This is a genomic window from Plantibacter sp. M259, assembly GCF_006065115.1.
GTDB classification, from domain to species: domain Bacteria; phylum Actinomycetota; class Actinomycetes; order Actinomycetales; family Microbacteriaceae; genus Plantibacter; species Plantibacter auratus.
Genome location: NZ_CP040750.1, coordinates 2,911,808 through 2,924,628 on the forward strand (window position 1 = coordinate 2,911,808; position 12,821 = coordinate 2,924,628).

The following is a 12,821-nucleotide window of genomic DNA, read 5'->3' on the forward strand; positions in this document are numbered from 1 at the left end:
CGCATGACGAAGCGGCCGGCACCCGAGGGTGCCGGCCGCTTCGTCATGCGGTGTGCGGAGATCCGCAGTGGGTCAGTGCCCCTCCGCCTTGAGCTTGTCGAAGCCCGCGAGGATGATCTTCTCGGCCGCGGCGGCGTCGCCCCAGCCGTCGATCCGCGCCCACTTGCCGGGCTCGGTGTCCTTGTAGTGGACGAAGAAGTGCTCGATCTCGTCGCGCGTCGCCTGCGGGATGTCGTTCAGGTCCTGGATGTGCGACCAGCGCGGGTCCTTGTACTGGACGGCGATGACCTTGTCGTCGCCGCCGCCGTCGTCCGTCATGTGCAGCACACCGACGGGGCGGACCTTGATGCCGACGCCCGGGAAGGTCGGGAAGTCGAGCAGCACCAGGACGTCGACCGGGTCGCCGTCCTCGCCGAGGGTGTTCTCGAAGAAGCCGTAGTCGGCGGGGTAGACGAAGCTCGTGAACAGGACGCGGTCCAGGAAGACCCGACCGGTCTCGTGGTCGATCTCGTACTTGTTGCGGCTGCCCCGCGGGATCTCGATGACGGCGTCGTACTCGGCCATAAGCCTGCTCCTTGCGCGGTTGGATGACGTGGAGTCGGCGCGGTCGCCGACGAGGACCAACCATAACCGATGCGTCCCGGAGCGAACGGTGTGGGGAGGCGCTCGGCGCGGTGCAATAGCGTGGTCCGCGTGAACGACGTCCGACCCCCGCTCCACCCGTCCGTCGCCGCCCTCCGGAAGGCGGTGCGCGACGCGATCGCGGGCACGGCGTCCACGCCGTCGCGTGACGCCGTCGGTGCCGACCTGCTCGTCGCGCTGAGCGGCGGTGCGGACTCGCTCGCGCTCGCCGCCGCGACCGCGTTCGAGGCCGGGAAGGCCGGTCTGCGGGCCGGCGCCGTGATCGTCGACCACGGACTGCAACCGGGCTCGGCCGATGTCGCGGCGCGTGCCGCGGACCAGGCGCGTGCCCTCGGGCTCGACCCCGTCCTCGTCCGGGCCGTCGAGGTGGGCTCCGAGGGGGACCGGAGGCCGCCGCACGGGCGGCCCGGTACACCGCACTCGACGCCGCGCGAGTCGAGGTCGGTGCGTCCCTGGTGCTGCTCGCGCACACCCTCGACGACCAGGCGGAGACCGTGCTCCTCGGCCTCGCCCGAGGGTCGGGCACGGGCAGCCTCCAGGGCATGGCGCCCGTCTCCGGTGCGCTCCTCCGACCGCTGCTCGGGATCCGGCGCTCCCAGACCCGCGAGGCGTGCGCGGCCGAAGGACTCGAACCGTGGCACGACCCGCACAACACGGACGACGCCTACGCGCGGGTCCGGGTCCGGGAACGGGTCCTGCCGGTGCTCGAGGCGGAACTCGGGCCGGGGATCGCCGAAGCCCTCGCCCGCACCGCCGACGCCGCTCGCGAGGACGCGGACGCGTTCGAGGAGATGATCGAGGAGACCATCGAGGAGCTCGTCGAGCACGCCGAGGCCGGGATTTCCGTCAGCGCGGGGGCACTCGCCGCCAATCCGGCGGCGCTCCGCCAGCGGATCATCCGCTACATCGTGCAGAGCGAGTTCGGTGTCTCGCTCACGAGGTCGCAGACGATCGAGGTCGCGCGGCTCGTCACCGATTGGGCGGGCCAGGGTCCGATCGACCTGCCCGGCCTGACGGCGTCCCGGCACGCGGGGCGCGTCGTCTTCGCGGCCCGCTGACCCGGGGCTCCCCGAGCAGGAGGCGCACGGGCGTCCGGGTCATCTCGCATACACTCGACGCATGGAGCAGAGCGACATTTCCGACGACCTCACGACCATCCTCGTCACCGAGCAGGAGATCCGCGACAAGCTCGCCGAACTCGCCCGGCAGATCGAGAGCGACTACGCCGGGAAGGACGTCCTGCTCGTCGGCGTGCTGAAGGGTGCGGTCATGGTCATGGCCGATCTCGCGCGCGAACTCCGCATCCCGCTCTCGATGGACTGGATGGCCGTCAGCTCGTACGGCGCCGGCACCAAGTCGAGCGGTGTCGTCCAGATCCGCAAGGACCTCGACGCCGACCTCACGGGCCGTCACGTCCTGATCGTCGAGGACATCATCGACTCCGGCCTCACCCTCTCCTGGCTGCTCGAGAACTTCGCCTCGCGCGGCGCAGCGTCCATCGAGGTCTGCGCGCTCCTGCGGAAGCCCGAGGCAGCCAAGGTGCACGTCGAGTGCAAGTACGTCGGTTTCGACATCCCGAACGACTTCGTCGTCGGTTACGGTCTCGACTTCGACGAGAAGTACCGCAACCTCCGCGACGTCGGTGTCCTCGCCCCGCACGTCTACGCCTGAACCACTCCACGAACCTCACACCGCACCCCCGTTAAGCCCACGGCAAACACAGGGGAGGCATCCAGCGGCGAGGGGGTAGCCTGATTTGCGACGCGGCTCCGCCCGTCGACCCCTCCTGCAGAAAGGGAACGGGCCAGCCCCGGCCTCTCAACTTATGAACGTCAAGCGTCTCTTCAAGGGTCCCATCCCGTACCTCATCATCGCCGCCTTGGTCTTCTGGATCGGCATCAGCCTGATGAGCATGAACGGCTTCCGTGAGGTCTCCACGCAGGAGGGTCTCGCCTTCCTCGAGAAGGGTCAGGTGAAGGAGGCCGTCATCACGGACGGCGACCAGCGCGTCGACCTCACGCTGACGAAGGCCGACGACGAGTTCGGCAAGCAGGTGCAGTTCTACTACGTCGGCGCCCGCGCGGCCGACGTGGTCGAGGCCGTCGACGCGGCAGACCCCTCCGGTGGCTACAACGACAAGGTGCCCCAGCCCAGCTGGCTCCTGTCGATGCTCGGACTCCTCCTCCCGTTGCTCCTCATCGGTGTCTTCTTCTGGCTGATGCTCTCCGGCATGCAGGGCGGCGGCAACAAGGTCATGCAGTTCGGCAAGTCGAAGGCGAAGCTCGTCTCGAAGGAGTCGCCGAAGGTGACCTTCGACGACGTCGCCGGCGCCGACGAGGCGATCGAAGAGCTCGAGGAGATCAAGGACTTCCTCAAGGAGCCCGCGAAGTTCCAGGCTGTCGGCGCCCGCATCCCGAAGGGTGTCCTGCTGTACGGTCCTCCCGGAACGGGTAAGACGCTCCTCGCCCGCGCCGTCGCCGGTGAAGCCGGTGTGCCGTTCTACTCGATCTCCGGTTCCGACTTCGTCGAGATGTTCGTCGGTGTCGGTGCGAGCCGCGTCCGCGACCTCTTCCAGCAGGCCAAGGAGAACTCGCCCGCGATCATCTTCGTCGACGAGATCGACGCCGTCGGTCGTCACCGCGGTGCCGGCATGGGCGGCGGCCACGACGAGCGCGAGCAGACCCTCAACCAGCTCCTCGTCGAGATGGACGGCTTCGACGTCAAGACGAACGTCATCCTGATCGCCGCGACCAACCGTCCCGACATCCTCGACCCCGCGCTGCTGCGCCCGGGCCGCTTCGACCGCCAGATCGGCGTCGACGCCCCCGACCTCGCCGGCCGCAAGAAGATCCTCGAGGTGCACGGCAAGGGCAAGCCGCTCGCCGCGAGCGTCGACCTCGAGGTCGTCGCCCGCAAGTCGCCCGGCTTCACCGGTGCCGACCTCGCCAACGTCCTCAACGAGGCCGCGCTGCTCACAGCGCGCTCCAACGCCCAGCTGATCGACAACCGCGCACTCGACGAGGCCATCGACCGCGTCATCGCCGGTCCGCAGCGCCGCACGCGCGTCATGCGCGAGCAGGAGAAGCTCATCACCGCCTACCACGAGGGCGGTCACGCGCTCGCAGCGGCAGCGATGAACAACACCGACCCCGTCACGAAGGTCACGATCCTCCCGCGCGGCCGTGCCCTCGGCTACACGATGGTGCTGCCCCTCGAAGACAAGTACTCCGTCACGCGCAACGAGCTGCTCGACCAGCTCGCCTACGCGATGGGCGGACGCGTCGCCGAGGAGCTCGTGTTCCACGACCCGACCACGGGTGCGTCGAACGACATCGAGAAGGCCACGGGCATCGCTCGCAAGATGGTCACCGAGTACGGCATGACCACCGACGTCGGTGCCGTCAAGCTCGGGCAGTCCTCGGGTGAGATGTTCCTCGGCCGCGACATGGGCCACCAGCGCGACTACTCGGAGGAGATCGCGCAGCGCGTCGACGCCCAGGTCCGCGAGCTCATCGAGGCCGCGCACGACGAAGCCTGGCAGGTCATCACGACCAACCGGGCCGTGCTCGACCGCCTCGCCGCCGAGCTGATGGAGAAGGAGACCCTCGACCACAACCAGCTGGCCGAGATCTTCAAGGACGTCAAGAAGCTCCCGCCGCGCCCCGTCTGGTTGTCCAGCAAGAAGCGTCCCGTCGGGTCGGGTTCGGCTGTCGGTTCCGCATCGTTCACCGCCCCCATCGACTCCGGTGCGGCCGACGGCGGCGTGAGCTCGGAGCCCGAGCCCGAGGCACCCGTGAAGCCCAAGCGCACCCGCGCGACGAAGCCGCGACCGGCGACCGCCTAGCCCGCATGACCCACGGCGAGCACACCGCGGACGACGCGGTCGCAGCCGCGCAGGCCGAGCCCGATCAGGGCTCGGCCTCGCGGTCGTCGGTGGACCGCGAGCGGATCGCCGCAGCGATCCTCGAGATCCTCGAGGCGATCGGCGAGGACCCCTCCCGCGACGGCCTCGCCGACACCCCGACGCGTGTCGCCGACGCGTACGCGGAGTTCTTCGGTGGCGTCGGCCAGGACGCCGGTGTGCACCTGGCGCGCCCCATCCCGATCGAGGAGGGCGCGACCAGCGACGTCGTGCTCGTCCGCGACATCGCCTTCCGTTCCGTCTGCGAACATCATCTGCTCCCGTTCCTCGGTACGGCGCACATCGCCTACCTGCCCGACGAACTCGTCATCGGACTCGGTGCCCTGCCGAAGCTCGTCGACACACTCGCGTCGCGCCCGCAGGTCCAGGAGCGCCTGAGCGAGCAGATCGCCGACACCCTCGTCGAACGGCTCGCGCCCCGCGGCGTCCTCGTCGTGCTCCAGGCCGCACACGGCTGCGTCTCGATGCGTGGTTCACGCCAGCTGACGAGCACCACCGTCACCATCGCCAGCCGTGGAGCCCTGGCCGATCCGGCCGCACGGGCCGAGCTGATGGTCCTGATCGGCGCGTCCGCCGACCAGGCGGGGTGATCGCATGTTCCAGATCATGGGCGTCGTCAACGTCACACCCGATTCGTTCAGCGACGGCGGTCGGTACCTCGACGTCGACGATGCCGTCGCCCACGGGCTCGAGCTCATCGCGGCCGGCGCGACCATCATCGACGTCGGCGGCGAATCGACGCGGCCCGGTGCCGCCCGGGTCGACACCCGTGAGGAGCAGCACCGGGTCGCACCCGTCATCGCCGCACTGGCCGCCGCTGGCGCGCGAGTGAGCATCGACACGATGAACGCGGAGACCGCCCGTGCCGCGGCCGACGCCGGTGCCTCGATCATCAACGACGTCTCCGGTGGCCTCGCCGACGATCGCATGCCGGGCGTCATGGCGGCGTCCGGTCTCGACTGCGTCATCAGCCATTGGCGCGGGCACTCGGCCGACATGGCGAGCCGTGCCACGTACACCGACGCGGCGGTCGACGTCGCTCGGGAACTCGACGACCGGGTGACGACCCTCCGCGGTCAGGGCGTCGACCCCGGCCGGATCGTCGTCGATCCCGGCCTCGGGTTCTCGAAGCACGCCGAGCACAACTGGCGCATCCTCGCCCGACTCGACCTGCTGCGCGAGCTCGGGTACCCCGTGCTGGTGGGCGCGTCCCGCAAGCGGTTCATCGGAGCGCTCCTCCCCGAGGACGCACCGATGGAGGCGCGCGACCTGCCGAGCGCCGTGGTGAGCGTGCTGGCCGCGCAGGCCGGAGCCTGGGGTGTGCGCGTCCACGACGTCGCCACCACCAGGCTCGCTCTCGATACCCTCGATGCATGGCAAGGTGGAGCCGATGACTGATTCGATCACCCTCACGGGCCTGCGGGCGTTCGCGCACCACGGCGTCTTCGACTTCGAGCGCGAGGCCGGACAGGAGTTCGTCATCGACGTCACCGTGTCGCTGGACCTCCGCCCGGCCGCCGGCGGCGACGAACTCGGCGCGACCATGCACTACGGCGAGCTCGCCGAGGCGGTCGTCGCTGCCGTGGAGCGCGACCCGGTCGACCTCATCGAGACCGTCGCCGAGCGCATCGCCGACGTGGTGCTCGCGAACGAGCGCGCGGAGGCGGTCCGGGTCACCGTGCACAAGCCGAGCGCCCCCATCACGGTGCCCTTCGCGGACGTGGCGGTGACGATCGAGCGCACCCAGGCCGACCGCACCCAGGCCGGGCGGGCCGTCTGATGGTCTCGCGCACGCCGATCCACGACCCCGCCCGCCGGCCCGGACCACCGAAGCCCCGTGCCGTCCGGGCGGTCGTGGCCTTCGGGGCGAACCTGGGGGACCGCCGCGCGACGATCGCACAGGCGGTGGACGACCTCGCCGCCGTCGACGGGGTGCTCGAGGTGCGGCCGTCGCCGCTCGTCTCGAGCGCGGCCGTCAAGTCGTCCGGTGTCGACGAGTCGGCTCCGGCCTACCTCAACGGTGTCGCGGTCGTCCGCACCCGCCTCCAGCCGCACGCGCTCCTCGACGAGCTCCAGCGGATCGAACTCGCGCACGGCCGCGTCCGCGAGGAGCGCTGGGGCGACCGGACGCTCGACCTCGACCTCATCGCCTACGACGACGAGACGATCGACGATGAACGCCTGACGGTCCCGCACCCGCGAGCCGCCGAGCGCGGGTTCGTCGTCGTGCCCTGGCTGCTGCTCGACCCCGACGCGACGCTGCCCGGTGTCGGCCGCCTCGACACCCTCGCGGCCGCCAAGGACGGCTCCGTGGTCCCCGACGACGGCACGCAACCGTGACCCGCACCACCGCGACACCGCTCATCGTCCTCGCCGGGGTGGGCGTCGTCTTCGGCTTCCTCGTCGAGGTCGCGATGGTCTCCGGCGGACGCGCGTCGATCATCCCGCCCGTCACCCTCGCGGTCTCGCTCGTGGCGGTCGCGATCATCCTCATCGCCCTGTCCTGGCCGATCCGCCGCAGCACGACCGGTCGCGCCACCCGTCGGATCGATCCGTTCCGCGCCATGCGGGTCGCGGCGCTCGCGAAGGCCTCGAGCCATGCGGGCTCCCTGGTCGCCGGGGCGACCGTCGGGATCCTGCTCTTCGTCCTGACCCGCCCGATCCTGCCCGCGATAGGCTCGTTGTGGCTGGTGATCGCGTCCATCGTGGGATCCGTCGCGCTCGTCGTCGCCGCCTTGGTGGCCGAGTGGTTCTGCACCGTTCCGAAGGATGATGATGACGACGCCGCACCCGGGGGAGCCCCGTCCCACACCTGATCAGCCCGCCGAACGGCCGCTGATCGAGACGCCGCTCGAGGAGCTGACGTCACCGGAGACGGTCCACGCCGACCCCGCGGAGCAGAGCGGCAAGCGGCTCGAACTGCCTGATGCCGAGTGGCGCCGCGTGAGTCGCAAGCTCATCGCCGTCGAGTTCATCTCCGAGGGCGCCGGCCTCGTGCTCGTCACGGCGGCCGTGGTCTTCGTCGCGCTCGTCTGGGACTGGACGTGGATCTGGTGGCCGTTCGCCGCCTTCGCCGTGATCTCCCTGGTCGCCGCTGCGTTCATCCCGCGCCGCATCCGATCGATCGGGTATCAGCTGCGCGCGGACGACCTGTTGTTCCGCCGAGGGATCATGTGGCAGCGCTTCGTCGCCGTGCCGTACGGGCGCATGCAGCTCGTCGACATCAACCGCGGGCCCCTCTCGCGGGCGTTCGGCCTCGCCGACCTCAAGTTCGTGACCGCCTCCGCCTCGACCGGAGTGGTGATCAACGGGTTGCCGGAAGCCGAGGCCGAGGGGCTGCGCGACCACCTGGTCGCCGTGGCGGAGAGCCGGCGGACCGGACTGTGAGCGAGCACCAGGCGGCAGGACCGCCGGAGCGGTTCGAGGCTCCGGCCGCGGGTCCTCGGGTGAAGCCGACGGCCGAGGCGATCGTCCCACGGATGGCCGGACAGAGTCTCGTCGACGGGCAGTGGCACCGGCTGCACCCGGCGACGCCGTTGCTCCGAGGTGGGATCGCGTTCGTCGCCATCCTCGGCATCGTCATCGCGAACCTCCGAGAGCGCCTCATCGAGTTCTTCATCCCCGCGCCGGGGATGGAGCAGCCGACCGACCCGATCGACTACATCCTCAACCACGGCTTCGTCGGATGGGTGCTGCTCGCGATCGCCGTCGGGCTCATCGTGGTGATCGCCGTGTTCTGGTTCTCATGGCGCATGCACACCTTCCGCGTCACCGACGAGGCGGTCGAGGTGCGCAGCGGCATCCTGTTCCGGACGAACCGCAAGGCGAAGCTCGACCGCATCCAGGGCGTCTCCATCGAGAAGCCGCTCCTCGCCAGGCTCATCGGGGCCTCGCGCATCAACGTGAGCGTCGCTGGCCAGGACGCGAACGTCAAACTCGAGTACCTGTACGGTGCCGACGCCGACGGCCTCCGCCGGGACGTGCTCACGCTCGCGAGCGGGGTGAAGCTCGCCGAACGTCGGCAGACCGCTGCAGCCGGCGACCCGGCCGAGCCGACCCTGCCGCCGCAGTCGGCGCCCGACGGCACCGGCGGGGTGTCCCGGTTCGTCACCGAGCGCGTCGACGACTTCATCTCGCCCGAACTCGACCCGGAGGAGGCGGTGCCCGACTCCGTCGTGCGCCTGACGCTCGGGCGCCTGGTCGGGTCCACGTTGCTCAGCCCGTTCACCGTGATCGTCCTGATCTCGGTCGTGGTCGGCGTCGTGCTCCTCGTCAACGGACTGGACTGGGCCTGGTTCTGGCTCGTCCCCATGGTGCTGAGTCTCGGAGCCTTCGTCTGGTCGAGCGTGACGAAGTCGCTGCGCTACAGCATCGCGGCGACGCCCTCGGGCGTCCGCATCGGCTTCGGGCTCTTCTCGACGACGAACGACACCGTCCCGCCCGGCCGGATCCACGCGATCGAGGTGTCACAGCCCATCATCTGGCGCCCGTTCGGCTGGTGGCGGGTGCGGATCAACAAGGCCGGCCTGTCGCTCGAGCAGGCCGCTCGCGGTGCGACGAGCAACACGGTGTTGCCGGTCGGGTCGCTCGTGGACGCCGCCCAGGTCGTGGAGCTGATGCTTGCGGGCCGCATCGACGGCAGCGCCTGGGCGCCCCTGCAGTCGGCCCTCGCCACGCGCGACGGTGTCGGTTTCGTGGGCTCGCCCCGCCGCTCGCGATGGATCAACTGGTTCTCGTGGCGTCGTACCGGCTACGCCCTGCGCGACGGGATGCTGCTGTTCCGGCAGGGGGTGGTCTGGCGCAAACTCCACATCCTCCCGCTCGCACGCCTGCAGAGCCTCCGGATCGACCAGGGGCCGCTCCTGCGCGCGCTCGACCTCGCCTCCGCGACCGCGCACACGGTCCCCGGCCCGGTGATCGCCAAGCTCCCCGCTATGGCCCGCGACGAGGCGGTGCGGATGTTCGACGCGGCGTCGGCGGCGATCGTGGTCGCGCAGTCGACCGACCGCAGTCACCGGTGGGCGAGCTTCGACCCCGAGCACCAGCCCGACGAGGCGCAGGCGCCGGCGCCCTACCTCGATGAGCCGATGGCGCAGTCGGACACCCAGCCGACGACGCAGGCGGACGCCGAGCCGTGGCAGGAGCAGAGCCCGGCACCGTCCGTGCCGCCCCCGACGACCGACCAGGACCGGAGGACCACGTGAGCGCGGAACGACGGAGCGCCAGGCTCGGCGTCGGGATCATCGGGAGTGGGCGCGTCGGCCCGGTTATCGGAGCGGCGCTCGGGGGAGCGGGACACGCGATCGTCGGCATCACCGCCGTGTCGGAGGAGAGCCTCGAACGGGCGAACGCCCTGTTGCCGGATGTGCCGGTGCTCGATCCGACCGACGTGGTCGAGCGCAGTGAGCTCGTCGTGATCGCCGTTCCCGATGGGGAACTGGCCTCGCTCGTCGAGGGATTGGCCGCGGTCGGTGCGTGGCAGCCGGGCCAGCTCGTCGCCCACACCTCGGCTCGGTTCGGGACAGCGGTCCTCGCTCCGGCCGCGCGCGCCGGTGCCATCCCGCTGGCGATCCACCCGGCCATGGTGTTCACCGGGACGAGCCTCGACCTCGCCCGGCTCCACGAGACGTCGTTCGCCGTGACCGCACCGGCCCCGGTCCAACCGATCGGACAGGCGCTCGTCGTCGAGATGGGCGCGGAGCCGGTGATCATCGCCGAGGCCGATCGAGCGGCCTACGCTGAAGCGGTGGAGACGGCCGCGAGCTTCTCCCGCGCGGTCGTGCAGCAGGCGACGGGTCTGCTCCAGGACATCGGCGTGGAGAACGCCGGCGGCTTCCTGTCCTCGCTCGTGCGGTCGTCGGTCGACGAGGCGCTGCGCGGGGCGACCACGCCCGACGTCGACGAGCTGCTCTAGCCGGGTGGACGGACCGCCGCCCGCCCACCCGAGTCCGGGCAGGCGGGCGGATATCCGTGTCAGCGGACCCGTGTCAGCGGGTGCGGCGGCGACGGATCAGCGCGTCGATCGCGAGTCGGCCAGGGCCGGCGAGGGTGAGCGCGAGCGACGCGAGTGCGAGCAGCATGACGTACTCGAAGCCACCGTCGGCGGCGTAGAACCCCGCCGGCAGATGCACGAGCACCATCGCCACGGCCATGGTCACCGCGAGCAGGGCGCCCACGATGCGCGTGCCGAGACCGACGATGAGCAGCAGGCCACCGACCACCTCGAGGCCGGCGACGACGACCGCCGCGACCTCTGGAGCCGGGATGCCCATGCCCCCGAATCCGGAGGCGACGCCCGGGATGGAGTCGACGAGGAACTTCTGGAGCCCGTGCGCGATGAAGACCACGCCGAGGGCCAGGCGCAGGAGGAGGAGACCGGCGTCGATCCCCGCCTGTCCGCGCGGCACGGCGGGGGAGGCCGGGACCGGTGGGACGGTGGTGGCTTCGCGGTGGTCGGTGTGCTGGTGGTCGGAGAGCGTCGTCATGACGAGCCTTTCGAGTTCGTTTCCGGCGTCGGTGCCCCCGATCGGGACTCCTGTCCTTCGAGCCAAGCACGGCCCGGGTACCCGGCGGTGTCCTCCGAATGGTTGTTCGCAGACCCTTGTCAGGGCGTCGATAGCCGGTTCATAGGAACCTGGCCGTGCGCACGGCCTGCACGGTCCCCGGTAAACTCCAGTGACCGCACGAGGAGAATCCCACCGCATGACTGACACGACGCCAGAGCCGATCGACGACGCAGCAGAGCAGGCAGAGCTCTCCGAGCAGAAGGCCGTCCGGCTCGCGAAGCGCCAGCGCCTCATCGACGAGGCGACGTCGGGTGCCGGTGGCGCCTACCCCGTCAGCCTCCCCATCACCGACACGATCCCGGCGGTCCGAGCCCGCTTCGGTGAGCTCCAGCCCGACGAGGCGACGGGCGTCACGGTCGGTGTCGCGGGCCGCGTCGTGCACCTCCGCAACACCGGCAAGCTCTGCTTCGCCAGCCTGCAGTCCGGCGACGGCAGCCGCATCCAGGCGATGGTGAGCCTCGCCAGCGTCGGCGACGAGCAGCTCGCCGCCTGGAAGGAGCTCGTCGATCTCGGCGACCACGTCTTCGTCTCCGGCGAGGTCATCTCCAGTCGTCGTGGCGAGCTGTCGATCATGGTGGCCGAGTGGACCATCGCGGCGAAGGCGATCCTGCCCCTGCCGAACCTCCACAACGAGCTGAACGAGGAGACGCGGGTCCGGAGCCGGTACCTCGACCTCATCGCCCGCGATCAGGCGCGCAAGAACGTGCTCGACCGGGCCAAGACGGTGGCCAGTCTCCGCCAGACCTTCACGGAGCGCGACTTCGTCGAGGTCGAGACGCCGATGCTCCAGGTCATGCACGGAGGAGCCTCGGCCCGCCCCTTCGTCACCCACTCGAACGCGTTCGACACCGAGCTCTACCTGCGCATCGCGCCCGAGCTGTACCTGAAGCGCGCCGTCGTCGGCGGCATCGACCACGTCTACGAGATCAACCGCAACTTCCGCAACGAGGGCGCCGACTCCACGCACAGCCCCGAGTTCGCCATGCTCGAGGCGTACGAGGCCTACGGCGACTACGGCACCATGGCCGACCTCACGCAGACCCTCATCCAGAACGCCGCGCTCGCGACGAGCGGGAGCCACGTCGTCACCTGGGCCGACGGCACGGAGTTCGACCTCGGTGGCGAGTGGGACCGCATCTCGATGTTCGAGAGCCTGTCGGCCGCCGCGGGTGTGGAGATCACGCCGCAGACGCCGATCGAGGAACTCAAGGCGCTCGCCGAGCGTGAGGGCGTCGAGGTCCCGCACCCCATCCACGGCAAGTACGTCGAGGAGCTGTGGGAGCACTTCGTCAAGGGTGGCCTCGAGCGCCCGACCTTCGTCATGGACTTCCCGGTCGACACGAGCCCGCTCGTGCGTGCCCACCGCTCCATCGAGGGTGCGGTCGAGAAGTGGGACCTCTACGTCCGCGGCTTCGAGCTCGCCACCGGCTACTCCGAACTCGTCGACCCGGTCGTGCAGCGCGAACGCTTCATCGAGCAGGCGAAGCTCGCCGCGCAGGGCGACGTCGAGGCCATGCGTCTCGACGAGGAGTTCCTGCGGGCGCTCGAATTCGGGATGCCGCCGTCCGGAGGCATGGGGATGGGCATCGACCGACTCCTCATGGCGCTGACCGGTCTCGGTATCCGCGAGACGATCCTCTTCCCCCTGGTCAAGTAGCGGCCATCCGGCAGCACGACCACCGACAGTCAGG

Annotated in this window: 13 protein-coding genes and 1 pseudogene; 12 read left to right on the forward strand and 2 right to left on the reverse strand. The window is 70.3% G+C overall.

What is annotated here, in order from left to right; translation table 11 throughout:
• Window positions 1–72 precede the first annotated feature (72 nt).
• A complete protein-coding gene (locus tag FGL15_RS13645) occupies window positions 73–564 on the reverse strand; it encodes an inorganic diphosphatase (protein WP_064294335.1) in 492 nt (163 codons plus the stop codon).
• 129 nt (window positions 565–693) lie between these two features.
• Between FGL15_RS13645 and tilS the strand changes: the two are divergent.
• The 11 genes and pseudogenes from tilS to FGL15_RS13700 all read left to right on the forward strand — a co-directional run bounded on the left by tilS (window position 694) and on the right by FGL15_RS13700 (window position 10,478).
• Window positions 694–1,700: pseudogene (gene tilS, locus FGL15_RS13650) on the forward strand (tRNA lysidine(34) synthetase TilS).
• Between the two features lie 61 nt (window positions 1,701–1,761).
• Window positions 1,762–2,313 carry a hypoxanthine phosphoribosyltransferase gene (gene hpt, locus FGL15_RS13655; RefSeq protein WP_138946446.1) on the forward strand — a complete coding sequence of 184 codons (552 nt, stop codon included), beginning with the start codon at window positions 1,762–1,764 and terminating at the stop codon, window positions 2,311–2,313.
• A gap of 154 nt (window positions 2,314–2,467) precedes the next feature.
• Window positions 2,468–4,486 (forward strand): ATP-dependent zinc metalloprotease FtsH, encoded by a 2,019-nt coding sequence (ftsH, locus tag FGL15_RS13660; RefSeq protein WP_079705154.1) that lies wholly within the window; start codon window positions 2,468–2,470, stop codon window positions 4,484–4,486.
• Between the two features lie 5 nt (window positions 4,487–4,491).
• Window positions 4,492–5,154 carry a GTP cyclohydrolase I FolE gene (gene folE / locus FGL15_RS13665; protein ID WP_138946447.1) on the forward strand — a complete coding sequence of 221 codons (663 nt, stop codon included), beginning with the start codon at window positions 4,492–4,494 and terminating at the stop codon, window positions 5,152–5,154.
• 4 nt (window positions 5,155–5,158) lie between these two features.
• On the forward strand, window positions 5,159–5,962 hold the full coding sequence (gene folP, locus FGL15_RS13670; protein WP_138946448.1) for a dihydropteroate synthase: 804 nt from the start codon (window positions 5,159–5,161) through the stop codon (window positions 5,960–5,962).
• The gene (folB, locus tag FGL15_RS13675; RefSeq protein WP_079705157.1) at window positions 5,955–6,344 is read left to right on the forward strand and encodes a dihydroneopterin aldolase; all 390 of its coding nucleotides are present in this window, start codon (window positions 5,955–5,957) and stop codon (window positions 6,342–6,344) included. The genes folP and folB overlap by 8 nt, the downstream gene beginning before the upstream one ends.
• Window positions 6,344–6,904: a 2-amino-4-hydroxy-6-hydroxymethyldihydropteridine diphosphokinase gene (gene folK / locus FGL15_RS13680; RefSeq protein WP_138946449.1), complete on the forward strand. Its 561-nt coding sequence runs from the start codon at window positions 6,344–6,346 to the stop codon at window positions 6,902–6,904. Before folB ends, folK begins: the two co-directional genes overlap by 1 nt.
• Window positions 6,901–7,380 (forward strand): DUF3180 domain-containing protein, encoded by a 480-nt coding sequence (locus tag FGL15_RS13685; RefSeq protein ID WP_086474548.1) that lies wholly within the window; start codon window positions 6,901–6,903, stop codon window positions 7,378–7,380. Before folK ends, FGL15_RS13685 begins: the two co-directional genes overlap by 4 nt.
• Complete coding sequence (locus tag FGL15_RS13690; RefSeq protein WP_138946450.1) at window positions 7,340–7,951, forward strand: PH domain-containing protein; 612 nt, start codon at window positions 7,340–7,342, stop codon at window positions 7,949–7,951. The genes FGL15_RS13685 and FGL15_RS13690 overlap by 41 nt, the downstream gene beginning before the upstream one ends.
• Window positions 7,948–9,768 carry a PH domain-containing protein gene (locus tag FGL15_RS13695; RefSeq protein ID WP_138946451.1) on the forward strand — a complete coding sequence of 607 codons (1,821 nt, stop codon included), beginning with the start codon at window positions 7,948–7,950 and terminating at the stop codon, window positions 9,766–9,768. The genes FGL15_RS13690 and FGL15_RS13695 overlap by 4 nt, the downstream gene beginning before the upstream one ends.
• Window positions 9,765–10,478 (forward strand): Rossmann-like and DUF2520 domain-containing protein, encoded by a 714-nt coding sequence (locus tag FGL15_RS13700; protein ID WP_138946452.1) that lies wholly within the window; start codon window positions 9,765–9,767, stop codon window positions 10,476–10,478. The genes FGL15_RS13695 and FGL15_RS13700 overlap by 4 nt, the downstream gene beginning before the upstream one ends.
• Window positions 10,479–10,551: 73 nt before the next feature.
• Here the strand turns inward: FGL15_RS13700 and FGL15_RS13705 are convergent, their stop codons facing one another.
• Complete coding sequence (locus tag FGL15_RS13705; protein WP_138946453.1) at window positions 10,552–11,049, reverse strand: DoxX family protein; 498 nt, start codon at window positions 11,047–11,049, stop codon at window positions 10,552–10,554.
• A 217-nt stretch (window positions 11,050–11,266) separates the two neighbouring features.
• On the opposite strand from FGL15_RS13705, the gene lysS reads away from it, so the two are divergent.
• A complete protein-coding gene (gene lysS, locus FGL15_RS13710; protein ID WP_138946454.1) occupies window positions 11,267–12,787 on the forward strand; it encodes a lysine--tRNA ligase in 1,521 nt (506 codons plus the stop codon).
• Window positions 12,788–12,821 lie beyond the last annotated feature (34 nt).